A 25,355-nucleotide genomic window follows, 5' to 3' on the forward strand; every position below is an offset into this window, starting at 1 on the left:
CAGGCGGGCACCAGCCTTCCTCCTCCCGTGAATCTGATGCTGCCGGAGACCGTCGCTACTTCGACCTGGACCTCAACTGTTCGGCCATTATGAAGTGTCATGAAAGTTTCTCTTGCATGTCGTGAAGGTTGCGCCCTACCTTGTGACTCAGGCCACAGCCGGCCTTGAAGGAAGGGAAACCCATGATCAGTCCTAGGCCCGCGGCGGCAGCAGTGGTTTCCGGCCTCCTGCTGATCGCGATCCCCGGCTGCAGCGATAAGACGGAAAGCTCCAGCACCGCGCCGATCAAGGTCGGGGCCATCAGCTCCATCTCCGGTCCCGTCGTCTTCCCGGAGGCGTCGCAGGCGGTCAAAGCCGTCTTCGACAAGGTCAACGCGGAGGGCGGCATCGGCGGCCGCAAGCTCGAGTACCTGGTCGAGGACGACAAGGTCGACCCGCAGCAGGCCCAGCAGGCGGCCCGCAAGCTCGTCGACTCCGAGCAAGTTGTGGCGATGGTCGGCTCGTCCAGCGCACTGGAGTGCAGCGTCAACGGAGCGCTGTACAAGCAGAAGAAGATCCTCTCGGTGCAGGGCACCGGGGTGGACCCGGCCTGCTTCAGCTCCAGCAACATCTCACCGGTCAACACCGGTCCATTTCAGGGCATCACGGTGTCGCTGCAGTTCGCGTCCGAGACACTGAAGCGGGACAAAGTCTGCGCCGTACTGGTCGACTACGCCGGCTGGGGTGATGCCTACGCCGCCGCGATCGGGCAGTGGGAGAAGTCGACCGGCAAGAAGTTGGCACTGCTTGATGCCACGTACAAGCCCGGCCCGGAAGATCCCACGCCGTTCGTGTTGAAGGTCCGCCAGGCTGGTTGCCAGGCCGTCGTGTTCGACGGGGTGGATGTCGCGGGCGTGGCCTGGATGCAGGCGGTCCAGGCGCAGAAGGTGACCGGCATCGATTGGGTCTTTCTCACCTCGAACTACACCGACAAGGTGGCAAAGACGCTCGGCCCCGTCGGCGAGGGACTGTACGCGAACTCGGAGTTCGAGCCCTACGGCGGATCCGCGCCCGCACTGGCCGACTGGAAGCAGACCATGACGGCGGCCAAGATACCGCTGAACTCGTTCGCTCAGGGCGGGTACCTCTCCGCGACCTACTTCGTCCAGGCACTGAAAAGCATTCAAGGTGAGATCAACCGCGAGTCGGTGACCGCGGCGCTGCAGGGGCTGACCTCGGTGTCCAACCCCTTGGTCGGCACACCGTACTCGTTCGCCCCGGCCGAGAAACACAACTCGAACCGGGCCAGCAAGTTCGTCCAGCTCAAGGGCGGCACGTGGGTCACGGTCACGCCGGAGTGGATTACCCTGCCGGCCGGGTCCTGACATGTTGCAGGCATCGGTCGCGGGCCTGCTCGCCGGGGGCGCCTACGCGATGGTGGGCGTCTGCGTCGTCTTGCTGTTCCAGATGACCGGTGTGCTCAACGTGGCGCAGGCGGCCATCGGGGCCTTCGGCACCATGGTCATGCTCCAGTTGCTGGAGCGCGGGTGGGGGTTCGGCGTGGCGTTGCCGGTGGGCGTGCTCACTGCGGCAGCGCTTGCGGCCATGCTCGGCTGGGCGATCGCGCGTTTCTACGCCGACAGCTCGGCGCAGGTGCGCACGATTGTCACCGTGGCGGTACTCGTGGGCCTGCTCGCCGTCGGCTTCCGGCTGTTCGGCAACGATCCGCGCACCGTTCCCTCACTGGTGCCCGGTGCTGGGTTCCGGCTCGCCGACGTCGTGGTTTCGGGGAACGCGTTGATCGCCCTCGTGCTGGCGGCGGCCATCGCGGTGGGTGCCGGCCTGCTGCTCAATCGCTCGCGGCTCGGCGTGCGGTTGCGGGCAATCAGCGAACGACCGGTGACCGCCGAGATGCTCGGCGTGCCCGTCACGGCTCTGGCGGTCGGCGTGTGGGCGGTCATGGGAGCGGTGACCGCGGTGGCGGTCACCGCCGTCGCGCCCACGCGGCCGAGCAACTTCCTGAGCCTCAGCCTGCTCGTGATGCCGGCGATGGCCGCCGCCTTGTTGGGTGGCCTGCGCAACCTGCCCGGCGCTGCCCTGGGTGGCGTGCTGATCGGCGTCATCGAGGGGGCCGGTACGTCGGTACGGCAGCTCTCGGAGTACCGGCAGGTGCTTCCGTTCCTGGTGGTGGTTGTGGCGCTGGTGTGGTTGCAGCGGCGGGAGGTATGGGATGCGACGCGTTGATCTGATGCGCAGGCCCGCATCGCTGCTAGGCATCGCGGCCGCCGTTCTGGTCCCACTGGTCGTCACGACGGGCATGTCGAGCTATTGGATCTACCTGACCACCAGCGCGACGGTGACCGCGATGCTCTGCCTGTCGGTCGGTGTGGTGTTCGGCCGGGCCGGCATGGCCGCACTGTGTCCCATGGCCTTCGCCGCCATCGGGGCGCTCACGACGGCCCTGGCGAACCATTGGGGAATCGCCCTGCCGTTCCCGGTGCTGCTTGTCGTCTCCGGGCTGGTCGCCCTGCCGGTCGGCATCGCCATCGGCCTGCCGGCGCTGCGCCTGCGCGGGCTGAACCTGGCGATCGTGACGCTCGGCTTCGCCGTCGCGGTCGACGTGGTGACCAACAGCGTCGGGTTCCCCGGAGCGCAGACGCTCGACGTCGTCCCGCGCCCGGACTGGGCCACCGAGGACGCCGACTACTTCCTGTTGTGCTGGGTCGTGTTCGTCGGCGCGTCGGCGGCGTTGTCGTGGTACGGCACCCGGCGCGGCGGCGCGGCCTGGCTTGCCGTGCGGTCGAGCGAACGCGCCACCGCAGCGACCGGCCTCGCGGTCCCACGAGTGAAGCTGACCGCGTTCGCCGTGAGCGCCTTTCTCGCCGGTGTCGCCGGTTCGTTGCTGGCCGGTCAGCTGGGCCAACTCAACGCCACCGGATTCGGATCCCTGCAGTCGTTGACGATCTTCACGCTCGCCGTCATGGTCGGCGCGCGCCATCCGGAGGGAGCGGCGCTGGGTGGCATGCTCGCCGCGTTTCTGCCCGAGGTCCTGCGCCAGGTCGGTCTCCCGCAGGATCTGGCCGCCGTCGTCTTTGCGGTCGGCGCAGTGATCGGGTTGCGCACTGGAGCCGGCGGGGCGGCCGCGGACCTGCGGGCGGCCGGCCGGCGGCTGCTCGGCCAGCGGGCCCGGCCGGCCGGAGCAACCGGGGCGAAGGCACCCGGCCCGGCCCTCGGGACGGTGACGCCTGGACCGAAGCCGACCGGAAGCGACATACCCGCAGCGCTGGACGCGCGGAATCTCCGCGTGGGTTACGGCGCGGTCACCGCGCTGGACGACGTGTCCATCGAGGTTCGCCACGGCGAACTGCACGCTTTGATCGGACCCAACGGGGCCGGCAAGTCCACCTTCGTCGACGTCGTCTCGGGATTCGTGCGGTCGGCCGCCGGCACCGTGACGGTGGCCGGCCGCGTGTCCATCGACGGCCAGGACCACACCTCCGCGCCGGTGCACGTCCGGGCCCGAGCCGGGCTGCGCCGCACCTTCCAGCACGAGCGCACGATCGGCGACCTCACCGTCGCCGGCTACCTCCGGCTCGTCGCGCCCACCGCGACACCCGCCGAGGCTGACACCCTGCTCGATCAGTTCGGCTGCCCGGCCGGTGACGTGCTGCTGTCCACGGTCGACGTCGGCCGACGACGGCTCGTCGAGGTGGCCGGCGCCGTGCTATCGCGGCCGAGCATCCTGCTGCTCGACGAGCCGGCAGCGGGCCTGGACGCCGCGGAGTCGCAGCGACTGGGCCGGCTGCTCGCGGGGCTTCCCGCCGCGTACGGCTTCGGTGTGCTTCTCATCGAGCACGACGTGGAGATGGTCGCCACCATCAGCGACCGGGTGACCGTGCTCGACTTCGGCCGGGTGATCGCGTCCGGGCCGGCGGCGCAGGTGCTGCGCGACCCCGTCGTGCTCGCCGCGTACGTCGGCGAGGAGGTTCCGGCATGAGTGGTCTCGACGTGCGGGGTCTCGAGGTCCAAAGGGCGGGCTTCCCGATCGTCACGGGTGTCGACCTGACCGTCGCGCCGGGCCGGATAACGGTGCTCCTGGGACCCAACGGCGCCGGTAAAACGACGTTGCTGGAAGCACTGAGCGGACGGATCCCGGCGACCGCAGGAGCCGCGCTGCTCGACGGCGTGGATGTACTGCCGCTGTCCCGCCGGGCCCGCGCCAGAAGCGGCCTGGCCCATGTCGAGCAGGGCCGCACGGTCTTCGGTGACCTGACCGTCACGGAAAACCTCCTCGTCGCGGTAGGGAATGACGAGATCGGGCCGGCGTTCGAGATGTTTCCCGAGCTGCGGCGGCGCACCGATGTGCCGGCCCGCGCGCTCAGCGGCGGTGAACAGCAGATGCTCGTGCTCGCCCGCGCGATGCTCGCCCGGCCCCGCGTGCTGCTCATCGACGAGATGAGCCTCGGCCTGGCGCCGGTGATCGTCCGCCGGCTGCTCCCTGCGGTACGCGCGCTCGCCGAGGAAGGCATGGCGGTTCTGCTGGTCGAGCAGTACGCGGCCCTCGCGCTGTCCGTGGGTTCCGAGGCGATGGTGCTGTTCCGCGGCCGGATCGTCCTGCGTGACAGCGCCGCTGAACTCAGCCGGCACAGCGACCGGCTGCACCGTGCCTATCTCGGCGCGAACGAGCGGCAACCGTCCGCGGACGAGTTGCCCATCCACCCGAAGGAGCCGATGTGACAACACGACTACAGGGCCGCCGGGCTCTCCTGACCGGCGGCGCCTCCGGCATCGGCGCCGCGACCGCGGAACTGTTCGCCGCCGAGGGCGCCGCGGTGGTCATCGCCGACCTGCCCTCGCACCGCGCCGCGGCCGACGCCGTAGTCGCGCGTATCGAGAAGGACGGCGGCCGTGCGGTCTTCGCGCCCACCGACGTCACTGACCCGGCCGCGGTGGACGCCGCGGTGGCGCTGTGCGTCGACCGGTTCGGCGGCATCGATGCAGTGGTCGCCTCGGCGGGCGTGAGCGCCCATCCGGACCGCACCGGATCGTTCAACTCGTTGCTCGACCTCGATCCGGCACATTTCCGTTTCGTGCTCGACGTCAACGTGACCGGTGTCTTCCTCACCGCCAGCGCCGCGGCGTCCGCGATGCCGGAGTCGGGCGGCTCGATCGTGGTGCTGGCCAGCATTGCCGCCAAGCGGCCGTCCGCAGGCGCGTACTCGGTGTCCAAGGCCGGCGCGTGGATGCTTACGCGCTGCCTCGCGCACGAATTGGCGCCACGCCATATCCGGGTCAACGCGATCGGGCCGGGTTACGTGGAGACGGGCCTGCTCGACGGCATGGCCCGGCGATCGGGCGGCGACGACCTCGATGCCCAGAGGATGTGGCGGGAAACGCGCGAGAAGCAGGTGCCGTTGCAGCGGCTCGGGCTGCCGGCGGAGATCGCCCGCACCGCACTTTTCCTCACCAGCGACGAGGGTTCGTACTTCACCGGTTCGCTGTTGCATCCCGACGGCGGATTCGCGTCCGAGTACGCCGGCGGCTGAACCCCCTCCAGACGAGAGAGAGATCCCCGATGAGCACCGTGGTTCCGGTTGACGAGTTCATCTCCGACGAGTGGTATCCGGGCTTCAGGCCCGGGCGCACCGACGCCGGGGTCTACACCGAGGCGCTGTCCACCTTCCGGAAGGAGGACGAGGACCGCTTCTGGTTGCTGGACTTCCACTATCCGCGCGGCATGGTGCCGCTCGGGTACGTCTTTCCCGAGGATGGCATCTGCTTCTGCACCCAGCAGGCGGCCGAGGGTCTGCCGCTGCCCACGAGCGGCGGGCTCGGTGTCCGGATGGCCGGACCGCACATCTACACCAGCGAGGTGCCGGTCACCTCGCGGTGGGCTGTCGGCGAGCGGGTCGAGCGCATCCAGCGCGCCCTCCCGGCGACCCTCGAGCGGTTCCAGGCGACGTGGGCCGACCGAGTGACGGAGCTGAACCGCGGACTGGCCTACTTCGAAGGGCAGTCCTTCGACGGTCGCGACCTCGCCGACCTGGCCCGCCTCTACGAGGAGGCGGTCGTCTTCCACCGCCGCGCCTGGACGATCCACTTTGAGATCATGTACCCGCTGCTGGCCACCTATGTGGGCTTCCACGGCACGTGCCTGGAACTGGGCATCGACGCGGCCGAGATCTCGAAGTTCCTGCAAGGCTACGACTCCAAGATCATGGAGACGGATCGCGGCTTGTGGGAGCTCACCCGCAAGGCACGCGCGGCCGGGCTCGCCGACGTTTTCGCCGCCACCGACGCGACAGACCTCAATACGACGCTCCGGGCCGACCCGGCGGCGAAAGGCTGGGTCGCCGACTTCGACGCGTTCCTGCAGACGTACGGGCACCGCACCGAGGGCATCGCGGACGTCGTGCTGACGCCCTGGATCGACGACCCGGTCAGCCCGCTGGGCACGGTCCGGACGTACCTGTCGAAGGGCTCCGATCACGACTTCGCCGGCGCGCGGGCCGCCGCCGTGGCCGAACGGGAACAGGCGATCGACGCCGCCCGCGGCCGGCTCACGGTCGAGGAGCGGCACGTCTTCAATGCCGGGCTGGCCGCGTGCACGTCGGCCAACTTCGCGTGGTGGAACGAGGACCATAACTACTACATCGACCTGCGCGCACACATCCCGATGCGGCGGGCCGGCCTGGCGATCGCCCGCGCGCTGGGCGCCGAGCGGCCCGATGACGGACTGTTCGTGTTCCGTCCCGAGCTGCGTCGACTCGCCGAAGGGCACCGCGACTGGGGCAGCATGCGCAAGTTGGTCGACGAACGGCGGGCCTACTACGAGCATTGGCTCGCCCGCCGGCCGAGAATGCCGAAGGTGCTCGGCACCGTACCCGAGGACATGAGTGACCCGGTGATGCGGGAGATCTTCGGGACCAATGCCGGGTTCTTCGCGGCCATGAAACAGCTCGGCGGTGACACGTCGCAGGTCACCTCGCTGTCCGGCGTCGCGGCGTCGTCGGGCGTGGCCCGCGGCGTCGCGCGGGTGCTGCACGGTGCCGAGGAACTGCACCGGATCGAACCCGGCGAGATCCTGGTGTGCGAGGCGACCTCACCCAACTGGACGCCGGCCTTCGCGAAGATCGCCGCCTGCGTCTGCGACAGCGGTGGCACGCTGACGCACGCGTCGATCGTCAGCCGCGAGTACCGCATCCCCTGCGTGTGCGGGGTGGGCATCGCGACGTCGACGATCCGCACCGGCGACGAGATCGAGGTGGACGGCACCCGAGGTACCGTGCGCATCCGGAAGCGGGCCGAGCGATGACCTACATCCGCCACCTCCCGGACATCGCGACCGATGATCCGGCGGCCGGAGGCAAGATGACCCGGCTGGCTGATCTGGCCCGGGCCGGTCTCACCGTGCCGCACGCGTTCGTCGTTACCACCGACGCGTTTCAAGCGGTGGCGGCGGCGTGCGATCTGCCCTCCGCGCTCGATCGGGAACTGGCCGGTCTTGGTGCCGACGACTCGGCCGGACTGGCCCGTGCCGAGCAGCGACTACGGGAACGCCTGGCCGGCGCACCGCTGCCGCCGGATCTCACCGAAGCCGTTGCCGGCGCCTACGAGCAACTGTGCGCGGCGTCGCGGGATGCGCTACTGCCGGTTGCGGTGCGCAGTTCGGCGACGACCGAGGACGCCGTCGCGTCGAGCAGCGCCGGACAGTACGACACCTACCTCGGTCTGACCGGCGCGCCAGCCGTCCTCGACGGCATACTGCGGTGCTGGGGCAGCCTGTTCGGAGCCCGAGCGCTCAGCTACCGGATCCGCAACGGTCTATCCCATGTGGAATCGACGATGGCCGTCGGCATCGTGGAGTTGGTGCACGCCCGGGCGAGCGGTGTGGCGTTCTCCCTCAACCCGGTCACCGGACGGCGGGACCGTATTGTCGTGGAGGCGACGTTCGGCTTCGGCGAGGCGCTGGTGCAAGGCGTGGTCACCCCGGATCACCTGGAGGTTGGCCGCGCCGACCGGCGGATACTCAGCTACGCGGTGGGCGACAAGCAGACCGTGTCCGCGATGGACCATCGGGCCGGCCAGGTCGTCGAGGTCGCCATGCCGGAGCCGATGCGAACCCTCCGCGTGCTCGCCGAAGACGAGATCGGCGCCCTCGTCGATGCCGTGCTCGCCGCCGAGGAGATGCTCGGCGCACCGGCCGACGTGGAGTGGGTCATCCCCCGCGCCTACCGGTCAGGTGACCCGGTGACACTCGTGCAGGTCCGGCCCGTCACCACCGCCGTGGCGCAGCCCGCGCAGACCTGGAACGCCGCCGCCATGGCGCTCAAATACGCGTTCAAGGGAATACCGCAATGACCGCCACGACGTATGTCGACGGCCGCTGGTGGGACCGTCCCGAACGCCGGATCGTGCCCGACCCCGCCGACAACCGTGAAGTGGTCGCCGAGGTCTCGTTGTCCTCCGCTGCGGATGTCGACGCGGCCTACGCGGCCGCCGACCGGGCCGCGCGGGCCTGGGCGCGCACTGCCCCCCAACGCCGGCACGACGTACTCCTGGCCGCCGCCGCGGTCCTCGACCGGGACCGGGAGGCGATGGCGCGCGACCTCGTCCGTGAGGAGGGAAAGATCTGGAAGGACGCCAGCGGCGAGGTGGCCCGCTCGGCGGACACGCTGCGATATTTCGCCATGGCGGCGCTGCAGCCGGCCGGCGACGTACTGCCGGCGCCCGCCGGATCGTTCATTCTGAGCCGCCGCGTGCCGCTGGGTGTGGTGACCGTCATTACCCCGTTCAACTACCCGATGCTGCTGCCGGCCTGGAAGATCGGGCCGGCGCTCGCGCACGGCAACACCGTGGTGTGGAAGTGCAGTGAACTGGTGCCGCTGTCCGCCGTCCACTTCACCCGGGCGCTCGCCGAGGCGGGTCTGCCGGACGGCGTGCTGAACCTGCTGTGCGGCACCGCCGCAACGCTGGCCGGTCCGCTACTGGCGGATTCCCGCACCAGAGCGGTCACCTTCACCGGGTCCACCGCAGCGGGCCGGGCGGTGCAACGAGCTGTCACCGGGCGCGACGTCGCCGTGCAGTTGGAGATGGGCGGGAGCAACGTCGCCGTCGTCCTCGCCGATGCCGACCTCGACGCGGTCACCGCACACCTCGCCGCCGGGGCGTTCTCCGGCAGCGGGCAGAAGTGCACCGCGATCGGCCGGATCGTCGCCGAGGCGCCGGTGGCTGACGAACTTGCTGAGCGGTTGGCCGCCGCGGCGGCCGACTTGACGATGGGCAGCGGACTCGAGCCGGCCACGAAGCTCGGCCCGCTCATGACACCGGCGGCCCGCGACGCGGTGATCCGCGCGACGCGGGAAGGGGTGTCAGCCGGCGGCACGGTGCTGCACGGCGGTGACCCGCCGGCCGAGGAACGACTCGCGTACGGCAACTTCCTTCCGGCCACGGTGCTCGCCGGAGTGCAACCGGGCACCGCCACGGCCCGGCACGAGGTCTTCGGACCGTTTGCCGCCGTCATATCGGTTCCGGACGCCGGGCGCGCGATGGAGGTCGCCAACGACACCCCGTACGGGCTGAACGCCGGCGTCTTCACCCGCGACCTGGCGCTGGCGCTGCGCTTGGTGCAGAGCCTCGACGCCGGGATGGTTCATCTCAACGCGGTCACCGGCTTTCCGCCGTACGTCCCGTTCGGCGGGATGAAGGACTCCGGCTCCGGCCCTTTGGAGCAAGGGCCGCGCACCTATGAGTTCTTCACCCGCGGTCAGGTCGTCCACCTTCACCCGGAGGCGTGAGTGCACCCCGATCTGGCGTCCTACGACACGGTGGTGAGCGACCTCGATGGGACGCTGTGGATAGACGACACCCCCCTGCCCGGCGCCGTCGGCCTGCTGGACTCGTTTCGTCGCCGGGGAGCCAGGATCTGCCTGGCCACCAACGCCAGCGTCGCCACGTCGGCGCAACTCCGCGCCGGACTCACCCGGGCCGGCCTGGCAGCTCCGGGTGACGTGCTGGTCACGGCCGCGGACGCGCTCGGGGCGCAGGCCCGCGAACTAGGCATTCACGAGGTGGCAGCGATCGGTGAGGCAGGCCTGTTCGACGCGTTGGCCCGGCACGGGGTGCGCGCCGTGCCGGGCGACGAGGTCTGGCGGTCGTGGTCATCCACACCGTCGGGCCGCGCCGTCGCCATGGGTCTGGCCCCGGACACCGATATCAGGACGCTCGGACGTGTTGCCATGCTGCTGGAGCGTGGCCTGCCCTTGCTGGTCACCACCACCGAGGTGGCATATCCGACGCGGGAAGGGTTGTCCGGCGGCACCGGCATGGCGCTGGCCGCACTCGCCGCCCGGGTCGCCGTCGATCCGATCATCTGTGGTAAACCGTCGTCGCCGTTCTTGACCGCGCTCCGGCCGCACGTGGCGGGCAGGGTGCTGATGATCGGTGACACCGTCGCAGCCGACGTCGAGTTGGCCGCCGCCGCAGGCTGGGACAGTCTGCTCGTGCTCACCGGAACCAGCGCCGACCAGCACACCGACTGGCCCCGGGCAACATTCGTGACGCCGGATCTCCTGACGATCGGCGCGCGATGACCACCGCACGGACGAGGCCCGGCGAAGGAATACAGGCGCTGCCCACCGCTCCCCCGCCGACCGGTGCCGAGTTCGACGACGCCGCCATCCTGGGCCGCCGGATCCGGCAACTGCGCAAGAACGCCGGGCTGACACTGGACCGCGTCGCCGACGCCGCGCAGATCTCGGCCAGCCTGCTCTCCCGGATCGAGCGGGGCGCCGCACAGCCGTCACTACCGACGCTGCGCACCATCTCCCAGGCGCTCGGCATTCCCATCGCGGCGCTGTTCGAGGGCGAGGACCGATCAACCGCGAGCGAGCATGACGCGGCTGGGCGGCGACTCGTCGTGCGGCACGCCGACCGGCGCCGGCTCAAGGTGCCGGATTCCCGCATCCAGTACGAACTCATGATCCCCGACCTGGACGGCGCGGTCGAGGTGATCTGGGGAGCGATACCACCGGGTGGTGGGACGACACATCCCTCCTCCCACCCGGGCGAGGAGGTCATCGTCGCGCTCGCCGGGCACGTCGCGGTCGTGGTCGACGACCAGGAGTTCCTCCTGGCAGTAGGGGACACCATCCGCTTCGACCGCAGCCGTCCGCACCGCCTCTTCAACCCCCGCCCGACGGTCGCGGAGTTTGTCCTGGTCGTCACGCCACCGTCGCGCTGACAACAGCCCTCGCGTTCGCTTTCTCGCCTGGGCCGAGTTTCACGCCAGCCCAGGCGTCTCCCACAAACAGGAGGAAGATCAGATGTTGACATCGCGCAAGACGCGGTCCGGGCAGAAGGCCCGCCGGGCCGTCCTACTGTTGCTCCCGGCGGCTCTCGCCGGGGCACTGGTCTCGGCATCTCCGCTGACCGCGAACGCGGCCGCTGTCGTCGCGGTGCCTGCCGCGACACTGACGAAGGTCAACGTTCCCGGCACATCACCGATGTCGGCCACCGCCGTCGACCTGAAGGCTGCCGGCTACACCGCCAAGGAGTTCTACGCGGAAGGCCTCGCCCACCGGTACACCGGAGCGAACGCCAACACCTTCACGACCGCCACCGTTCTCGACGGCGGCAATCCGTATCGCACGCGGGTGATGGTGCGATACCCCAAGCCGCACAAGTTCAACGGGACGCTGGCCGTCGAGTGGACCAACGTCACAACCGGGGTCGACTTCGAGTTCGCCACGGCCGAGGCCTCGGAATACCTCCTGCGTGAGGGCTATGCGGTCGCCATCGTTTCGGCACAGCGTGTCGGTGTCGAGCGGCTCAAGACATGGAGCCCGCAGCGATACCCCGGGCTCTCGGTGGACGTGAACAAATGCCTTCCCGACGGCACGTCCCTCTGCACCGGGGACCCGATCTCCTACGACATCTTCGCGCAGATCACCCGGGCACTCATGAACAACGCCGGGGGCGCGACCGCGCCGATGCCAGGCCTGCACGTGCAGGACGCGATCGCCATCGGCCAGTCCCAGTCGGCCGCTCGGCTGGCCATCTACTACAACACGATCCAGCCGCTCCACAACGTCTTCGACGGCTTCGCGTTCTGGGACCGGTCGGGCCAGCTCCGAGATGACCTGACCGTTCCGGCGATCAGTGTCGACTCCGAAGGGCTGGGGGGCTCGTTCGGGGGCGCTGGATGGACGACGTCGACGTACACCCGCAAGTGGGACGTCGCAGGCGCGACGCACGCTTCGCTGTACGGCGCCCAGTACATCGAGGCGATCGCGCAGCGCGATCAATCGATTTTGCTGCCCGACGGACAGCCGAAAACGTTCTTTGAGTGGATCGACTTCAACCACGTCTGTGTCAAGCTTCCGCCCTTCACCACGGTGGACGTCGGCCTGGTCTACAACAAGGCAATCGATTCTGTCCGCAACTGGTTCAAGAGAGGGACGCCCGCCGCCCCTTCGCGAAGCTTCGTGATATCCCCATCCCCGCCGGGTCTTCCTGTTCGTGATGCAGACGGCAAGGTGGAGGGCGGGATCCGTCTCCCGCAGTTCGTTGTGCCGACCGCGGAGCAGGGTGCGCTCAACGGGACCGCCTTCCCCTGCAACGTGTCAGGCTGGCACCGCTACTACACCAAGGACGAGCTCAAGGCGATGTACGGCACTCACGGCCGCTACGTCGCGAAGGTGCAAAGGGTCATGTATCCGCTGGTCGCAGAAGGCTATGTGTTGAGGACCGACGCGTTGGCTGCCGTTCGCGACGCCGCGCTGTCCGACGTCGCGAAGTAGTCGCCGAGGACAGGGCTCGCGCGCACCCGTGAATGCCCGATAGTAAGCAGTCGGGATCGCAGTCCGGCGGTCCCGACTGCTTCGCGGCTTACCACGGTCACCCGTCGGCGGCGAGCCCCTTCCGGCCGGTCGACAGTCGCACGGGCAGGATCACTGCCGACGGGTGCTCCGGGTCGTGGTAGACCTCCTGGTGGGCGGTGAGCAGCGTGGCCGCGGTCGCCCGTGGCCGTCCGGTGCCGGGGTTGCGGGCGAACCGGGGAAAGGCGCCGCTGGAGACCTGTATCCGAATGCGATGACCCCGCTTGAACAGGTACGCGGTCGGCCACAGCCGCACCTGAGCGGCGCGGATCTGGTCGGCGCTCGTCAGGCTCAGCAGGCCGTCGCAGATGTTGTACGAGCGGCCGCGCGGGTCCACGTCGCAGAGGCGGACGAAGACGTCCGCGTAGGGCCGGCTCGAGCGGAAGTAGATCTCGGCGCTGACCTCGCCGATCACCTCGAGGTCGTGCTCCAGGGCGGAGGTGGTGTAGGTGAGCACGTCCAGGCGGGTCTCCAGGGCGGTGTTGTCGACGCGGCCCGTCGTGCCGGTCATCCGGACCCCGCCGACAGCGGGGGTGGGGTCGACCGGGTCGTACTGGTACCGGTCGGGCCCGGACACGCCGGGTGGTTGCTCCCCCTTGGCGTGGGCAAGCCCGAAGTCGGTGGCCTCGCGAACCGCTGTCCCGATCACGTCTGGAGCGGTGTGGGTCCACTGACCGACGGTCAGGCGTGCGTCGCGCCCCGGTGACTGTGGTCGATGCCGGCCCACCGGTCGGCGTCTCGGTCGTGGGCGAGAATGTCCTGGATGTACTCGGATCGGTGACCGAGAGCGGCGATGTCCGAGCCGGTGAGCGGAATGGTGCGCAACGCCCGCTGCAGTCGCCTGGCACCCAGGCGGTGACGCAACATCGCCCAGCGCCGCTCCTGAGTGGCGACCAGGACGCCCCAGTCGAAAGGCGTCTCGAGGGAGATCCCGTCGGCGCGCAGGAATTCCATGGTCAGGGCAGACTCACTCACCTGCGGAATCATCGCCTTGACCGAGGGTGGCAGCCGGTCCGTCATCGCCCATTGCGCGTAGCCGAGGTAGCTCAGCCCGAACAGCACCATCGTGTCGGCGAACCACGGCTGGTTCCCCACCCATTCCAGCGTGGCCAATCCGTCCTCACGCTCGCAGCGCAGCGGGTCGAGGGTGCCACCGGAGCCGAACGTGCCGCGGGTGCTCTGGATCAGGACCTGGAAGCCCCGCTCGGCCAGCGGCCGGGTCAGGACCGTGCCCAAGGTGCCGCGCCGGCCGTACGGGGTGCGGATGACGACCGTCGGCAGGGCGTCGCCTCCGGCTCGAGGCGCCCAGCGGTCGGCGAGGAGATCGACACCGTCGGGCATCGGCACTCGAAGGTCGCGGTCGACGATCAACTGTCGGGTGGACGGTGTGGCCAAACGCAACATGCGTTGGATGAGATGGCTGGTCAGGTTCATGGTGCGACCTTCCGGACGCGGGACGGACGACGTGTGGGACGGCGTGTGGGACGGCGTCAGCGCACAATTTGCCCGTGAGTGATCCCGCTACCGGGCACAACCCAGGAGGGCGGACATCATGACGCTGAACATCCCGGCGGGTGCAGGCGCCGATCAATCGCCCGGGAGTGATCGGTGTGACCCTCGCCGGCACCGGCACGCTCGTTCAGGAGGACGAACGGCTGTCGTGCGCGCCGGCGACTTCGCGATGTACGACAGCACCCGCCCGTGCGTTCTGCAGGTCGAGGGCGACCTCGAGATGCTCACCCTGCACATTCCGCACATGACGATGTTGGCAGTACTGCCCGGGGCTTCTGCCTCCACCGCCACCGCGATCAACGGACGGGATGGCAGCGCCGCCCTGATCTATCCGCTGCTCAAGAACCTCTCGGCCACGGCGGACACCGCCTCACCAGTGGTCCAGCGGCATTACGCGACCGCCGCTGTTGAGCTCATCGCGGCGTCGCTCGCGGAGATCGCCTCGCTGCCCACAGGCGCTCCGCTGCGCGCGGCTACCCTCGCGCGGGCACAACAGTACATCGAACAAAATCTGTGGGATCCCGATTTGTCCCCGGCGGCTGTCGCCCGCGCCGTCTTCGTCTCGCCGCGCCACCTGCAAGCCCTCTTTCACGAGCAGCAGACATCCGTTGCCCGATACGTGATGAAGCGGCGTCTCGACCGCGCTCACCACGACCTCGCCGACCCTCGCCTGGCACACCTGTCGGTCGCTGACATCGCCACACAGCTCGGATTCCGGCGTCCATCTCATTTCGCCTACGTGTTCAGGACGCGGTTCGGCCTCAGCCCGCGCGAACATCGATACAGCGGCCGGGAGAAACCCAGGCGCCTGACTCCGGTCGGCGACACCGCCGAACGAGACATCCCGACAACGTGACCATGGCAGGGCGTGGTAGCTCTTCGTCGCCGTATCGAGGCCCAAGTGGCAGGTAGGGTCCTAGTGTTCGGCGGCGACGCGCTGCCGGGAAAGGAGTGGGCTGGATGACCAGCGCCGCCACGTCGGCAGATCCGGACGCCGCCGACGCCGCCGCCCTTGGCGGTCGGATCCGGGAATTGCGCAAGAGGGCGGGACTGACCCTGGACAGCGTCGCCGACGCCGCGCAGATCTCGGCCAGCCTGCTCTCCCGGGTTGAGCGCGGTGTCGCGCAGCCGTCGCTGCCCACGCTGCGCACCATCGCCCGTGCCCTCGGTGTGCCGATCGCGGCGCTGTTCGAGGGCGAGGACCGGTCAACCGCGAGCGAGCATGACGCGGCCGGGCGGCGGCTCGTCGTGCGGCACGCCGACCGGCGCCGGCTCAAGGTGCCCGACTCGCGTATCCAGTACGAACTCATGATTCCCGACCTGGACGGCGCGGTCGAGGTGATTTGGGGGTCGATACCACCGGGCGGCGGGGCCACCCTTCCCTCCTCGCACCCCGGCGAGGAGGTCGTCGTCGCGTTCACCGGGCACGTCGCCGTCGTGGTCGACGACGAGGAGTTCCTGTTGGCGGCGGGCGACACGATCCGTTTCGACCGGAGTCGCCCGCATCGTCTGCACAACCCCCGGGCGACAGTCGCGGAGTTCATGCTCATTGTGGCGCCACCATCACGTTAGATTGCGTCCGAGCAGGTACTGAAGCGTCATGCAATGCTCCCTTGCATGTCATGCATGTCGGCCCTAGCCTGTGACCATGCGGCTTCCGGCCCTCATGTGTGGTCGAGGGCTCCGCGTCAACGTCGCGAGCTAGCAAAGGAGCTGGCAGCATGCCTGAAACGCCCAATTCGGAGTTTTGGAAAACCCTCAAGCCGATCGAGAATTCGCAGAAGCCGGATGCGCTGCCGGAGGTCTACCTCTCCAAGGTCGCCACCGATGACGACCGCTACTACGTGCCTTTCACCGAGACCGTCGGGTCCCGGCCGCTGTGGATCAACGTCAAGGACAACAGCTGGGCTGACATCCTGCGCGCGAAGGAGGCTGGGCTGGTCAACCGGCATTACCACCCGCATGAGGTGTTCGCCTACACCATCTCCGGCAAGTGGGGCTACCTGGAGCGGCCCTGGACGGCGAGCGCCGGCGACTTCGTCTACGAAGCCCCGGGCGAGGGTCACACGCTGGTTGCCTACGACAGCGGCGAGCCGATGAAAACCTTCTTCATCGTCAAGGGTCCGCTCGCCTGGCTGGACGAGAACGGCGACGTCACCGGGATCTTCGACGTCCACGACTACATCGCGATGTGCCGGGAGCACTACGACAAGGTGGGCATCGGCGCCGACTACGTCAACTCGCTCTTCCGCTGATGGGAAAGGCCGCGTGACGAGGGCCGCCGTCTGGTACGGAGCGCGCGATGTCCGCGTCGTCGATGTGGAGTCCCGGGCCACCGGCCCCGGGGAGGTCGCGATCGCGGTGGCATACTGCGGCATCTGCGGTAGCGACCTGCATGAGTACGCTGACGGACCGCATGCCATCCCGGTGCACGAACCGCATCCCGAGTCGCGGACGACCGCGCCGATCATCGTCGGCCACGAATTTTGCGGCACGGTGGTCGAAGTCGGGTCCGGCGTGTCCGGGTTCGCGCCGGGCGACCGGGTCGCGGTGGAGCCACACTACCGCTGCGGCGCGTGTCCCCGATGCCGGAACGGTGAGTACAACATCTGCCGGCACTTCGGCTTCGCCGGTCTCATGGGCGACGGCGGGATGGCCGAACGGGCCGTCGTTCCCGCCTACATGCTGCACCGCCTACCCGACACGGTCTCACTGGAGCAGGCGGCAGTGTTCGAGCCGGCTGCCGTGGCCCTGCACGCCTGGCGGCGGGCGGGCTTCCGCCCGGGCGAGACACTCGCCGTGATCGGCCTCGGCCCGATCGGGCTTCTCATCGTGATGCTGGCCGTGCGGCACGGCGCGGGCCGCATCATCGCGGCCGACCTCTCCCCGGCCCGGCTCGAGGTCGCCCACGCCCTGGGTGCAACGGACCTCGTGCCCGCCGAAGATCGGGCTGCCGTGGCTGACCTGATCAGGCAGGCCGCCGACGCTGAAGGCGTGGACGTGGCTTTCGAAGTCGTCGGCTCCGAGGAGACGCTGCGCACCTGCATGCACGCGACGCGGAGCGGCGGCCGGGTCATGCTGGTCGGCCTGGCCGGGACGGTCAGCATCGATGCGTTCGCGATGGTCAACAAGGAGCAGTCGATCATCACCAGCGTGGGTTATCGCGACGTCTACCCCGACCTGATCCGGTTGGTGGAGAAGGGGATGGACCTCACCGCGATCGTCACCGCCATCATCGCCTTGGAGGACGTCGTGCACGACGGGTTCGAAGCCCTGCTGCGCGGCAGCGACCAGATCAAGATCCTTGTTCGACCAAGTGGAGGAAGGCAAGCACATGACCACGGCGGATAGGGCAGGGTTCAACAGCGACCAGTTCGCCGGGCACCCGGTGTTCGTCACCGGCGGCACGTCGGGGATCGGCGCCGCGACGGCGATGCTGTTCGCCGAACTCGGCGCCGACGTCACGGCTCTCGGCCTCGCCCCCCGGGTCGCCGGCGAGCGACCGGTGCATCCGCGGGTACGGGTGATCAAGCACGACGTCCGCGACCACGACGGCCTGGCGCGGCTGATCTCGGCCGAACCGCAGATCGGTGTCCTGGTCAACTGCGCGGGCGTCAGCCACGACCGCAGGGAGTACGACCTGGACCCCTGGCGCGTGGTGCTGGACGTCAACCTCACCGCCACCATGGTCGCCAGCGAAGCGGCGCGCCCGGGTCTCGCGAGGGCCGGCGGCTGCGTCGTCAACGTGTCCTCGATGTTCGCCTTCTTCGGCAGCAGGGATCGGCCGGCGTACAGCGCGAGCAAGGGGGGCGTCTCGCAACTGACCCGGTCCCTCGCCGCGGAGTACGCCCCGGAAGGCATCCGGGTGAATGCCGTTGCGCCGGGGTTCGTGGAGACACAGCTGGCCCGCGGCTTGCTCGACGATCCGCAGGCCGCCGCGGAACTGCTGCTGCGCATCCCGCTGGGACGGTACGGAAAGCCCCGGGATGTCGCTCAGGTGATCGCGTTTCTGTGCTCGCCTGCCGCGTCGTACATCTGCGGGGCGGTCTTGCCCGTGGATGGGGGCTATCTCTGCGTTTGATTGCGGCCATCAAGTTGCGGTCAGTGCCTGCGTTTCGTGGTCGCCGTGGTCGCTCCGGCCATGAGCTTTTCCAGCAGGCCCACCAACGTGACGTGTTCAGCCTCGGTGAGGGTGGCGGCCCAGGTCTGCTCCCGCTGGTTGTGTGCCCGGAAGGCATCGGTGATGGCGTCACGTCCGGCCGGGGTCAGGGTCAGCGTGATGGCGCGCCCGTCGTGATCGGCCCGTCGGCGGGATGCCAGACCGGCTCGTTCGAGGGTGTTGACCAGCGCCGAGACGGCAGCACGGCTCATGCCGGACAATTCGGCGACGCGCTTGGCCTCCATCGGCCCGGCGAGCCAGAGCACGAACAGCACCCGGAAGCCGGCCCAGCTGAACCCGCGCGGCCGGTGTACCGACGACTCCAGGTCGTAGATGAGGGCGTTGGTCACCCTGTGCAGGGTGAGCACGAGACGCATCGCATCCGGGTCGATCTCGGGCAGTTCCCGCCTGGTGTGGTCGATCGCGAAGTCGATGAACCCCAAGTAGTCCAGTTCTTCCGGCAGGGCGGCGCCATTCATGTGGCCAAGACTATGGCCTGTCTTCTCCAGGGCTTCCCTGCCAACGCGGTTTGGCGTAGCGTCCAGGAAATAGTAAAACCTTTGACTAGACTAGGAGCTGTGTCATGGCGCAGAAGCCCTTCGCCTCGTCCGCCGATCTCGCCGACAAACAGCAGACCCTCGAGGTGTTGGCCGACGGGGTCTATGCGCTGACGGCGGAGGGCGATCCGAACGTCGGGGCGATCGAAGGCGAGGATTTTCTGGTCTGCTTCGAGGCGCTCGCCACTCCGGTGGCCGCCCGGGAATGGCTCGCCTTGCTCCGTCAGCACACTGACAAACCGGTCAAGTTTCTCGTGTTGTCGCACTACCATGCGGTGCGGGTGCTCGGTGCCAGCGCCTTCGACGCCGAGGTGATCGTGGCGCACGAGCGGACACGCGAGTTGATCGCCGAACGCGGCAAGCAGGACTGGGAGTCGGAATACGGCCGGATGCCCCGACTGTTCAAGGAGCCCGCCTCGATTCCGGGATTGACTTGGCCCACTGCCACGTTCGCGGATCGGTTCACCATCGATCTCGGCGGCGATCGGGGTGATCTGGTGCTGCAGTACTGCGGGCGCGGGCACACCGAGGGCGACATCGTGGCGTGGCTGCCCCGACAGCGGATCCTCTTCGCCGGTGACCTGGTGGAGGCGCACGCGGCGTTGTACACCGGCGACGCGTTCCACCGGGACTGGTCGACCGGGACGCTGGACGCGGTCGCCGCCTTCGGCGCCGAGACACTCGTCGGCGGGCGCGGCGCGGTGGCGTCCGGGCGAGACGCGGTGGACGCGGCGATCGGGCAGACCCGGCACTTCCTGCAGGTGATGCTGCGTGAAGTCGGCGCCGTGCGGCAGCGAGGTGGCACGGTGAAGGAGGCGTTCGAGGCGACTCACGCCGCCCTCGTCGATCAGTACGGCGGCTGGCCCATCTTCGAACACTGCCTGCCGTTCGACGTGTCCCGGCTCTGGGACGAGATGTCCGGCATCGAACGGCCGCGCATCTGGACCGGGGAACGCGACCGCGCCGTGTGGCAGGAATTGCAGGACTGATGAACGGCCACACGCCTGACGCCCGCGACGGACGCGGCCCGTCGCCGGTGGTGGTACTCGGCAACGGGCCGGTGGGCCAGACTGCCGCGCTGCTGCTGGCGCGGTGGGCTGTCCCGGTTATCCTGCTCGATCAGCGGCCGCACCGCGACCCGGTCGGTTCCAAGGCGATCGTGCAGCAGCGCGACGTCCTCGACGTGTGGGACGCCGTTGGCGCCGGCCGCCGCATCGCCGACGAGGGGCTCACCTGGACCGTGGCGCGCACCTTCTACCGCGACCAGGAACTGTTCAACTACACCTTCGCTGACCCGGGCCGATCTGTGTTTCCGCCGTTTGTGAACATCTCACAGACGCGTACCGAGGAAGTCCTTGACCAGCGGATCGCGGCCGAACCGCTCATCGACGTGCGCTGGGACCACCACGTGACCGGCATCGCCCAAGACGAGCAGGGCGTCACGCTGCACTGTGGGAACCGTGCGGTGCAGGCGTCTTACGTGGTCGCATGCGCCGGAGCCCGCGGCGACGACATACGGCGCATGCTCGGCGTCAGGTTCGACGGGCGCTCCTTCGACGACCGGTTCCTGATCTGCGACATCCGCACCGACCTGCCCGGCTGGGCCAACGAGCGCCGGTTCTATTTCGACCCGCCGTGGAACCCCGGACGGCAGGTCCTCATCCACCCCTGTCCGGACAGTACGTTCCGCATCGACTGGCAGGTCCCGGCCGGCGAGGACCGTGCCGTCGGCGTGGACCCAGGCGGCCGGGACGCGCGGATCCGAGCCATCATCGGTGATCGGCCCTACGAGCTGGTGTGGAGCTCGGTGTACCGCTTCCACTCCAGGGTCGTGGACCGGATGCGGGTCGGGCGGGTGCTGCTCGCCGGCGATCTGGCCCACCTGGTCTCCCCGTTCGGCGCCCGCGGACTCAACTCCGGCGTACAGGACGCGGAGAACGCCGCCTGGAAGCTGGCGTTCGTCCTCAACGGCTGGGCCGACGAGTCGCTGCTCGACAGCTACCACGCCGAACGGCACGCCGCCGCCCGCGAGAACCTGGACGTCACCGACGCCACCATGCGCTTCCTCGTACCCGGCACCGAGGCCGAGCACCAGCACCGCCTGGCCGTCCTGGAGGCGGCCGGCACCGACGCGGGCGCCCGCGCTGCCGTCGACTCCGGCCGGCTCGCGGAACCCTTCTGGTACGTCGACTCGCCGCTGACCACGCCGAATCCGAACCATCCGTTCACCGGACGCCCACCGCGCGGCGCCGTGCCGCCGGCCGGCCCTGGCATCCTCGTGCCCGACGCGCCGATCGCGATCGGCGGGCGTCCCACCCGGATACGGCAGATCGCCCGCGACGGATTCCTGCTGCTGGCCGGCGAGCGGGTGGACGCCGACGCCGTCCACGCCGCCGCGCAGCGCGCAACCTCGGCACCGGTGCGGGTCGAGCGCATCACCGACATCGACCACGACAGCGCGCTCGCCACCGTCCTGGCGGCCCATCCCGAGGAGCTGTGGATCATCCGGCCGGACGCACATGTCGCCGCGGTACTCACTGATCCGGGCCCGGCCGCTGCCGGCACGGCGCTGCGGCGTGCGACCGCCGCTCCCACCACGACAGAGGAGCGTGACCATGGCGTACTACCGGCTGATCGGTGACGTCCCACCGAAGCGCCACACCCAGCACCGTCGTCCCGATGGTGGCCTCTACTACGAGGAACTGATGGGCGAGGAGGGCTTCTCCAGCGACTCGTCGCTGCTCTACCACCGGCACCTGCCCTCGGCCATCGTCGACGCGACGCCGTGGGAGCTGCCCGAGCTGGCCACCGACGCAAACCATCCGCTGCGACCGCGGCACCTGCGCGCACGCGAAGCTGCGTACCGGCGGCACCACGGCAGACGCCTTTCCCACGGAGTCGGAACTCGCCGCCGCGATCGCCGGATGCCTCGACCGCGATCTGGCGTTCAAATGCACTGCCGGGCTTCACCACGCCGTGCGCCACTCTGCCGCCGACACCGGCTTCGAGCACCACGGTTTCCTCAACGTCCTCCTCGCCACGGCCGCACTACTTGACGGCGCGGACACCACACGAGCCGCTGAGGTACTCGCCGAGCGCTCCGCCGACGCCCTCGCCGCAGCGGCCCGGCAGCTCAGCGACCTCCACATCGCGCGGCTACGGAACCGTTTCCGGTCGTTCGGCACCTGTAGCGTCACCGAGCCGCTCACCGACCTCACCGGGCTCGGCCTGCTCGACCCCACGGAAAGGTGAACCTCGCGTGAGCCTGCTGGACCTGGCCCCGAACACCCCCTCGGCCTGGCGAACCTGCCGTACGGCATATTCGGCCATCCCCTCGGCGGCCGGCACGTGAGCGTGCCGATCGGCGATCAGGTGCTCGACCTGACCACCGCGGCCGCGCGGCTCGACCTGCCGTATGCCGGGCTGGTAGCCGGGCCGGTACTCAACCCGCAGCGTACCTGCCCGCCTCAAGGCCATGGTCGAAGGGCGGGTGTCGCCGTGCCGACTCCGGCCACGGCGGGATCTTCCAGTTCCACGACAAGTTCGCCCCCATCGCCGCGAAGTTCCTCGCGCGATGACCGGCACGCCACGAAATCCAGGGAGACGGGCAATGACTCAGACACCGACCTATGTCAAGAAACCCTTCGCTTCGTCGATTCTGCTGTGGATGCGCACCGATCAGCCCCGTCAGCAAGGGTTGGACCACTGGAAGGGCCCACACTCCAAGATCATCAGTGTGACACCGGGATTCGAGGAGTACCGGCAGATTCACCTGGCCGAGACCAATCCGGGGCTGTGGCCGGCCATCAGCGGAGTGGAGACGGCCATCCCCGCCGATCGCAGGATCGACGGCCTCGCCGAGGTCACCTTCCAGTCGGTCCTCTCTCCGCTCTGGGGCCGGAAGCAGACGAAGCTCGCCTACAAAGATGAGGTGAATGTGTTCCGGCGCACCCTGCTCTATGCGGGGCCGCCGAACTCCGCTCGTTGGTACGACGTCGCGGATCCCGGTGAGCGGGCGGAAGCCCGGGCCCTGATCTACCTCAGGAGAAGGCAGGGGGTCGGCACCGGTGCTTTCCGCCGGTTCGTCACCGAGGTGATGGTCGCCGGCCTCGCGAACGCCGGCATGTTGAAGGAACTGCGTACGCAGGTGTTCATGCCCTGGAGCCAAAGGCTCTGGGACACGCCGAACGTGGCCCACGACAACCCCACCGACCAGCGCTTCCACGCCTCAATGATGCTGGGCTTCACTGATGCCGACGCGCTTCGGGCAAGCTTCGCCAGCGATGCTGTCACGAAGTTGTCGCCCGTGCTTCCCGCGTTCGTCTCAGCCGTGCACGCCTACGAAGTGTCTGCGGCGCTCACCTATGTACAGAACGGAGAGATTCTGCCGACCTACCAGAAGTGATCGACCATGCGCGTCGATGTATCCGAACGTCACAAGTCAAGAACGCCCCGAATCAGGCTCGTGACCCCCGGCTGTGCAGCTCCTTGCCCACGCCGTGCGCTGGTTCGCTGACGAGTCGGTGGTCAGCGGCTCGTGGCGAGCACAGCGGGGCGCCGTGACCAGGAGGAGCCTTCGACGGCGCGGACGTTGTTTGTGGCCGGCTTGTTGGTCAGCAACACCGGGTAGACCAGTGTCCAGTCCAGGGCGGAGGCAGTGAGGATCTGTTCGCCGGCGGCCTTGTCGGCGAAGATCGCCTTGCCACCCCTGTAGAGGAACCGGAGGATCGCGGAGGCCTTGCTCAGAGACTCGCCGACTCCGAAAGCCGACATGATCACCAGTCGTTTGGTGTCGCCGTCCTCGGCGGCCCGAACGAGCGCGCGGGTGCTGTCGGCGATCAGGTTGGCCGGGTCCTTGGCTCAGCAGCGAGGCGGCGCCGAAGATCGCCAGGCCGGCGACGAACAGCCGCCGGCCGACGAGGTCACCGGCGCGGGCGCTGAGCAGCAGCAGACCGCCGACGACGAGGGTGTAGGCGTCCTGCCCCCCAGGACAGGACACTTGGGCTCAGGTCCAGATCGGCGCGGATGCTCGGCAGCCCGGTAAAGATGACCGAGTTGTCGAGCAGGATCATGAAGTAGCCGATCAGGATGATCGCCAGGATGGCGGTCGGGCGTGCCGCAGACCGCTCTGCGGTGCCGCCGGCGGGGTTGGATCATGCTGCTCCTCGTGTGCGGGTCGGGATGCTTCCAATCAACGACGATCCAGGCGGGCCAGGGAGGGACGCTCGTTCGGGGTAGTGGCCTTACCTCCTTCACGACCGTCACCGTGCTTACCCTGGGGTTATGGGCCATATCGACCACCGCGCCGAGGTCCGCGAGTTTCTCAGCTCGCGGCGGGCGCGCATCACTCCGGACCAGGCGGGACTGCCCGCCTACGGCGGCAACCGTCGCGTCAAAGGACTGCGGCGCGAAGAGGTCGCAATGCTCGCCGGCGTCTCCATCGACTACTACGTCCGCATGGAGCGCGGGAACCTGTCCGGTGCCTCCGACAGCGTGCTGGACGCCCTGGCCCGCGCACTGCAACTGGACGAGGCCGAGCGCGAGCACCTGTTCGCGCTGGCCCGGGCCGCCGGTCCGGGCCAGCGCCGCCGCCGCACGTCGCCCACCACGATCCGGCCGATGATCCAGCAGGTGCTCGATGCCATCACCGACGCACCGGCCTGGGTGCGCAACGGCCGTCACGATATCCTCGCCATGAACCGCCTGGCCCGCGCCCTGTACTCCCCGGTCCTGGCCGACCCGCGCCGCCCGGCGAACACCGCCCGGTTCCTCTACCTCGATGAGGCCGCGAGGGAGTTCTTCGTCGACTGGGACCGGATCGCCAACGACGCCGCCGCCATGCTCCGGCTGGAGGCGGGCCGCAACTCGCACGACCGGGCGCTGATCGAGCTGGTCGGCGAACTCTCGACGCGCAGTGAGGTCTTCCGGCAGCGGTGGGCCTCCCACGACGTGCAGTTCCACCGCAGCGGCATGAAGCGGCTGTGCCATCCGGTGGTCGGCCGGCTCGACCTGAACTTCGAATCGATGGAGCTGCCGTCCGAGCCCGGCCTGGCCCTCAACGTCTACACCGCCACCCCCGGCAGCGCCACCGCTGACGGCCTGAAGATGCTCGCCAGCTGGGCGGCCACCCAGGACCTCGCCGAGGCGCGGCAGCCAGCCCCGGACCAGAGCTGAGCCACGCCCTCACATCACGAAGCCTCCGGAGGGCGCGCTACACGGCGTGAAGCCCTCACTGCACCGAAGCCAGTCCGGCCTGCGATAAGGCCGCGC

26 protein-coding genes and 1 pseudogene are annotated in these 25,355 nt (G+C 69.1%); 22 read left to right on the forward strand and 5 right to left on the reverse strand.

Annotated features, from left to right (window positions below; translation table 11 throughout):
- Window positions 1–182 precede the first annotated feature (182 nt).
- Genes Q9G87_RS50110 through Q9G87_RS50160 form a run of 11 tightly spaced genes read left to right on the forward strand, consistent with a single transcriptional unit; the run spans window position 183 to window position 12,779 of the window.
- Window positions 183–1,364 (forward strand): ABC transporter substrate-binding protein, encoded by a 1,182-nt coding sequence (locus Q9G87_RS50110; protein WP_138710596.1) that lies wholly within the window; start codon window positions 183–185, stop codon window positions 1,362–1,364.
- A gap of 1 nt (window position 1,365) precedes the next feature.
- Entirely contained in the window at window positions 1,366–2,223 is an 858-nt protein-coding gene (locus Q9G87_RS50115; RefSeq protein WP_305923754.1) for a branched-chain amino acid ABC transporter permease, read from the forward strand.
- The gene (locus tag Q9G87_RS50120) at window positions 2,210–3,976 is read left to right on the forward strand and encodes a branched-chain amino acid ABC transporter ATP-binding protein/permease (protein ID WP_305923755.1); all 1,767 of its coding nucleotides are present in this window, start codon (window positions 2,210–2,212) and stop codon (window positions 3,974–3,976) included. The genes Q9G87_RS50115 and Q9G87_RS50120 overlap by 14 nt, the downstream gene beginning before the upstream one ends.
- Entirely contained in the window at window positions 3,973–4,716 is a 744-nt protein-coding gene (locus tag Q9G87_RS50125; protein ID WP_138710599.1) for an ABC transporter ATP-binding protein, read from the forward strand. The genes Q9G87_RS50120 and Q9G87_RS50125 overlap by 4 nt, the downstream gene beginning before the upstream one ends.
- Window positions 4,713–5,525 carry an SDR family NAD(P)-dependent oxidoreductase gene (locus Q9G87_RS50130; protein WP_305923756.1) on the forward strand — a complete coding sequence of 271 codons (813 nt, stop codon included), beginning with the start codon at window positions 4,713–4,715 and terminating at the stop codon, window positions 5,523–5,525. The genes Q9G87_RS50125 and Q9G87_RS50130 overlap by 4 nt, the downstream gene beginning before the upstream one ends.
- A gap of 29 nt (window positions 5,526–5,554) precedes the next feature.
- Window positions 5,555–7,294, forward strand: coding sequence for a PEP-utilizing enzyme (locus Q9G87_RS50135; RefSeq protein WP_305923757.1), 1,740 nt, complete (start codon window positions 5,555–5,557; stop codon window positions 7,292–7,294).
- The gene (locus Q9G87_RS50140; protein ID WP_305923758.1) at window positions 7,291–8,340 is read left to right on the forward strand and encodes a PEP/pyruvate-binding domain-containing protein; all 1,050 of its coding nucleotides are present in this window, start codon (window positions 7,291–7,293) and stop codon (window positions 8,338–8,340) included. Before Q9G87_RS50135 ends, Q9G87_RS50140 begins: the two co-directional genes overlap by 4 nt.
- The gene (locus Q9G87_RS50145) at window positions 8,337–9,776 is read left to right on the forward strand and encodes an aldehyde dehydrogenase family protein (RefSeq protein WP_305923759.1); all 1,440 of its coding nucleotides are present in this window, start codon (window positions 8,337–8,339) and stop codon (window positions 9,774–9,776) included. The genes Q9G87_RS50140 and Q9G87_RS50145 overlap by 4 nt, the downstream gene beginning before the upstream one ends.
- A complete protein-coding gene (locus Q9G87_RS50150) occupies window positions 9,777–10,571 on the forward strand; it encodes an HAD-IIA family hydrolase (protein ID WP_305923760.1) in 795 nt (264 codons plus the stop codon).
- A complete protein-coding gene (locus Q9G87_RS50155; RefSeq protein WP_305923761.1) occupies window positions 10,568–11,221 on the forward strand; it encodes a helix-turn-helix domain-containing protein in 654 nt (217 codons plus the stop codon). The genes Q9G87_RS50150 and Q9G87_RS50155 overlap by 4 nt, the downstream gene beginning before the upstream one ends.
- Entirely contained in the window at window positions 11,190–12,779 is a 1,590-nt protein-coding gene (locus tag Q9G87_RS50160; RefSeq protein ID WP_305923762.1) for an alpha/beta hydrolase domain-containing protein, read from the forward strand. Before Q9G87_RS50155 ends, Q9G87_RS50160 begins: the two co-directional genes overlap by 32 nt.
- A gap of 97 nt (window positions 12,780–12,876) precedes the next feature.
- Here Q9G87_RS50160 and Q9G87_RS50165 read toward each other — a convergent pair whose 3' ends face one another.
- Together Q9G87_RS50165 and Q9G87_RS50170 are read right to left on the reverse strand one after the other, a co-directional pair.
- Window positions 12,877–13,506: a CocE/NonD family hydrolase gene (locus Q9G87_RS50165; protein WP_305923763.1), complete on the reverse strand. Its 630-nt coding sequence runs from the start codon at window positions 13,504–13,506 to the stop codon at window positions 12,877–12,879.
- Between the two features lie 32 nt (window positions 13,507–13,538).
- Complete coding sequence (locus Q9G87_RS50170; protein WP_305923764.1) at window positions 13,539–14,291, reverse strand: CocE/NonD family hydrolase; 753 nt, start codon at window positions 14,289–14,291, stop codon at window positions 13,539–13,541.
- A gap of 118 nt (window positions 14,292–14,409) precedes the next feature.
- Between Q9G87_RS50170 and Q9G87_RS50175 the strand changes: the two genes are divergently transcribed.
- The 5 genes from Q9G87_RS50175 to Q9G87_RS50195 all read left to right on the forward strand — a co-directional run bounded on the left by Q9G87_RS50175 (window position 14,410) and on the right by Q9G87_RS50195 (window position 18,450).
- Complete coding sequence (locus Q9G87_RS50175; protein ID WP_305923765.1) at window positions 14,410–15,225, forward strand: helix-turn-helix domain-containing protein; 816 nt, start codon at window positions 14,410–14,412, stop codon at window positions 15,223–15,225.
- A 104-nt stretch (window positions 15,226–15,329) separates the two neighbouring features.
- On the forward strand, window positions 15,330–15,941 hold the full coding sequence (locus Q9G87_RS50180) for a helix-turn-helix domain-containing protein (protein ID WP_305923766.1): 612 nt from the start codon (window positions 15,330–15,332) through the stop codon (window positions 15,939–15,941).
- 149 nt (window positions 15,942–16,090) lie between these two features.
- On the forward strand, window positions 16,091–16,624 hold the full coding sequence (locus Q9G87_RS50185) for a 2,4'-dihydroxyacetophenone dioxygenase family protein (RefSeq protein ID WP_305923767.1): 534 nt from the start codon (window positions 16,091–16,093) through the stop codon (window positions 16,622–16,624).
- 13 nt (window positions 16,625–16,637) lie between these two features.
- Window positions 16,638–17,720 carry a 2,3-butanediol dehydrogenase gene (locus tag Q9G87_RS50190; RefSeq protein WP_305923768.1) on the forward strand — a complete coding sequence of 361 codons (1,083 nt, stop codon included), beginning with the start codon at window positions 16,638–16,640 and terminating at the stop codon, window positions 17,718–17,720.
- Window positions 17,704–18,450 carry an SDR family NAD(P)-dependent oxidoreductase gene (locus Q9G87_RS50195; protein ID WP_305923769.1) on the forward strand — a complete coding sequence of 249 codons (747 nt, stop codon included), beginning with the start codon at window positions 17,704–17,706 and terminating at the stop codon, window positions 18,448–18,450. The genes Q9G87_RS50190 and Q9G87_RS50195 overlap by 17 nt, the downstream gene beginning before the upstream one ends.
- Before the next feature lie 20 nt (window positions 18,451–18,470).
- Here Q9G87_RS50195 and Q9G87_RS50200 read toward each other — a convergent pair whose 3' ends face one another.
- The gene (locus Q9G87_RS50200) at window positions 18,471–19,007 is read right to left on the reverse strand and encodes a MarR family winged helix-turn-helix transcriptional regulator (RefSeq protein ID WP_305923770.1); all 537 of its coding nucleotides are present in this window, start codon (window positions 19,005–19,007) and stop codon (window positions 18,471–18,473) included.
- Between the two features lie 104 nt (window positions 19,008–19,111).
- Here Q9G87_RS50200 and Q9G87_RS50205 point away from each other — a divergent pair, with 104 nt between their 5' ends.
- From Q9G87_RS50205 to Q9G87_RS50220, 4 genes and pseudogenes are all read left to right on the forward strand, one after another.
- Window positions 19,112–20,074 (forward strand): MBL fold metallo-hydrolase, encoded by a 963-nt coding sequence (locus tag Q9G87_RS50205; protein WP_305923771.1) that lies wholly within the window; start codon window positions 19,112–19,114, stop codon window positions 20,072–20,074.
- Window positions 20,074–21,726 (forward strand): FAD-dependent monooxygenase, encoded by a 1,653-nt coding sequence (locus Q9G87_RS50210; RefSeq protein WP_305923772.1) that lies wholly within the window; start codon window positions 20,074–20,076, stop codon window positions 21,724–21,726. The genes Q9G87_RS50205 and Q9G87_RS50210 overlap by 1 nt, the downstream gene beginning before the upstream one ends.
- Window positions 21,701–21,940 (forward strand): annotated as a pseudogene (locus tag Q9G87_RS50215) (homogentisate 1,2-dioxygenase); the annotation flags it as partial. The gene Q9G87_RS50210 and the pseudogene Q9G87_RS50215, both read left to right, overlap by 26 nt.
- A 121-nt stretch (window positions 21,941–22,061) precedes the next feature.
- On the forward strand, window positions 22,062–22,337 hold the full coding sequence (locus tag Q9G87_RS50220; protein ID WP_371825960.1) for a hypothetical protein: 276 nt from the start codon (window positions 22,062–22,064) through the stop codon (window positions 22,335–22,337).
- Here Q9G87_RS50220 and Q9G87_RS50225 read toward each other — a convergent pair.
- Window positions 22,242–22,562 (reverse strand): hypothetical protein, encoded by a 321-nt coding sequence (locus Q9G87_RS50225; RefSeq protein ID WP_305923773.1) that lies wholly within the window; start codon window positions 22,560–22,562, stop codon window positions 22,242–22,244. The two genes, Q9G87_RS50220 and Q9G87_RS50225, sit on opposite strands and share 96 nt — an antisense overlap.
- Window positions 22,563–22,695: 133 nt before the next feature.
- Between Q9G87_RS50225 and Q9G87_RS50230 the strand changes: the two genes are divergently transcribed.
- The gene (locus tag Q9G87_RS50230) at window positions 22,696–23,490 is read left to right on the forward strand and encodes a hypothetical protein (RefSeq protein WP_305923774.1); all 795 of its coding nucleotides are present in this window, start codon (window positions 22,696–22,698) and stop codon (window positions 23,488–23,490) included.
- A 122-nt stretch (window positions 23,491–23,612) separates the two neighbouring features.
- Here the strand turns inward: Q9G87_RS50230 and Q9G87_RS50235 are convergent, their stop codons facing one another.
- Window positions 23,613–23,927 (reverse strand): NAD(P)H-binding protein, encoded by a 315-nt coding sequence (locus Q9G87_RS50235; RefSeq protein WP_371825955.1) that lies wholly within the window; start codon window positions 23,925–23,927, stop codon window positions 23,613–23,615.
- A gap of 450 nt (window positions 23,928–24,377) precedes the next feature.
- Between Q9G87_RS50235 and Q9G87_RS50240 the strand changes: the two genes are divergently transcribed.
- Window positions 24,378–25,259 (forward strand): helix-turn-helix transcriptional regulator, encoded by an 882-nt coding sequence (locus tag Q9G87_RS50240; protein ID WP_305923835.1) that lies wholly within the window; start codon window positions 24,378–24,380, stop codon window positions 25,257–25,259.
- The last annotated feature ends 96 nt before the right edge of the window (window positions 25,260–25,355 follow it).

Origin of the sequence: Nonomuraea turcica (assembly GCF_030718205.1) — a bacterium.
Taxonomy (GTDB): domain Bacteria; phylum Actinomycetota; class Actinomycetes; order Streptosporangiales; family Streptosporangiaceae; genus Nonomuraea.

Bases quoted from the DNA above. Each gene is read 5' to 3' on its own strand.
- Q9G87_RS50155 (WP_305923761.1), top strand. From the start codon at position 10,568: ATGACCACCGCACGGACGAGGCCCGGCGAAGGAATACAGGCGCTGCCC.
- Q9G87_RS50225 (WP_305923773.1), bottom strand. From the start codon at position 22,562: ATGGCCTTGAGGCGGGCAGGTACGCTGCGGGTTGAGTACCGGCCCGGC.
- Q9G87_RS50205 (WP_305923771.1), top strand. From the start codon at position 19,112: ATGGCGCAGAAGCCCTTCGCCTCGTCCGCCGATCTCGCCGACAAACAG.
- Q9G87_RS50125 (WP_138710599.1), top strand. From the start codon at position 3,973: ATGAGTGGTCTCGACGTGCGGGGTCTCGAGGTCCAAAGGGCGGGCTTC.
- Q9G87_RS50120 (WP_305923755.1), top strand. From the start codon at position 2,210: ATGCGACGCGTTGATCTGATGCGCAGGCCCGCATCGCTGCTAGGCATC.
- Q9G87_RS50175 (WP_305923765.1), top strand. From the start codon at position 14,410: ATGACGCTGAACATCCCGGCGGGTGCAGGCGCCGATCAATCGCCCGGG.
- Q9G87_RS50110 (WP_138710596.1), top strand. From the start codon at position 183: ATGATCAGTCCTAGGCCCGCGGCGGCAGCAGTGGTTTCCGGCCTCCTG.
- Q9G87_RS50200 (WP_305923770.1), bottom strand. From the start codon at position 19,007: ATGAATGGCGCCGCCCTGCCGGAAGAACTGGACTACTTGGGGTTCATC.
- Q9G87_RS50195 (WP_305923769.1), top strand. From the start codon at position 17,704: ATGACCACGGCGGATAGGGCAGGGTTCAACAGCGACCAGTTCGCCGGG.
- Q9G87_RS50135 (WP_305923757.1), top strand. From the start codon at position 5,555: ATGAGCACCGTGGTTCCGGTTGACGAGTTCATCTCCGACGAGTGGTAT.
- Q9G87_RS50140 (WP_305923758.1), top strand. From the start codon at position 7,291: ATGACCTACATCCGCCACCTCCCGGACATCGCGACCGATGATCCGGCG.
- Q9G87_RS50185 (WP_305923767.1), top strand. From the start codon at position 16,091: ATGCCTGAAACGCCCAATTCGGAGTTTTGGAAAACCCTCAAGCCGATC.
- Q9G87_RS50230 (WP_305923774.1), top strand. From the start codon at position 22,696: ATGACTCAGACACCGACCTATGTCAAGAAACCCTTCGCTTCGTCGATT.
- Q9G87_RS50170 (WP_305923764.1), bottom strand. From the start codon at position 14,291: ATGAACCTGACCAGCCATCTCATCCAACGCATGTTGCGTTTGGCCACA.
- Q9G87_RS50180 (WP_305923766.1), top strand. From the start codon at position 15,330: ATGACCAGCGCCGCCACGTCGGCAGATCCGGACGCCGCCGACGCCGCC.
- Q9G87_RS50115 (WP_305923754.1), top strand. From the start codon at position 1,366: ATGTTGCAGGCATCGGTCGCGGGCCTGCTCGCCGGGGGCGCCTACGCG.
- Q9G87_RS50210 (WP_305923772.1), top strand. From the start codon at position 20,074: ATGAACGGCCACACGCCTGACGCCCGCGACGGACGCGGCCCGTCGCCG.
- Q9G87_RS50145 (WP_305923759.1), top strand. From the start codon at position 8,337: ATGACCGCCACGACGTATGTCGACGGCCGCTGGTGGGACCGTCCCGAA.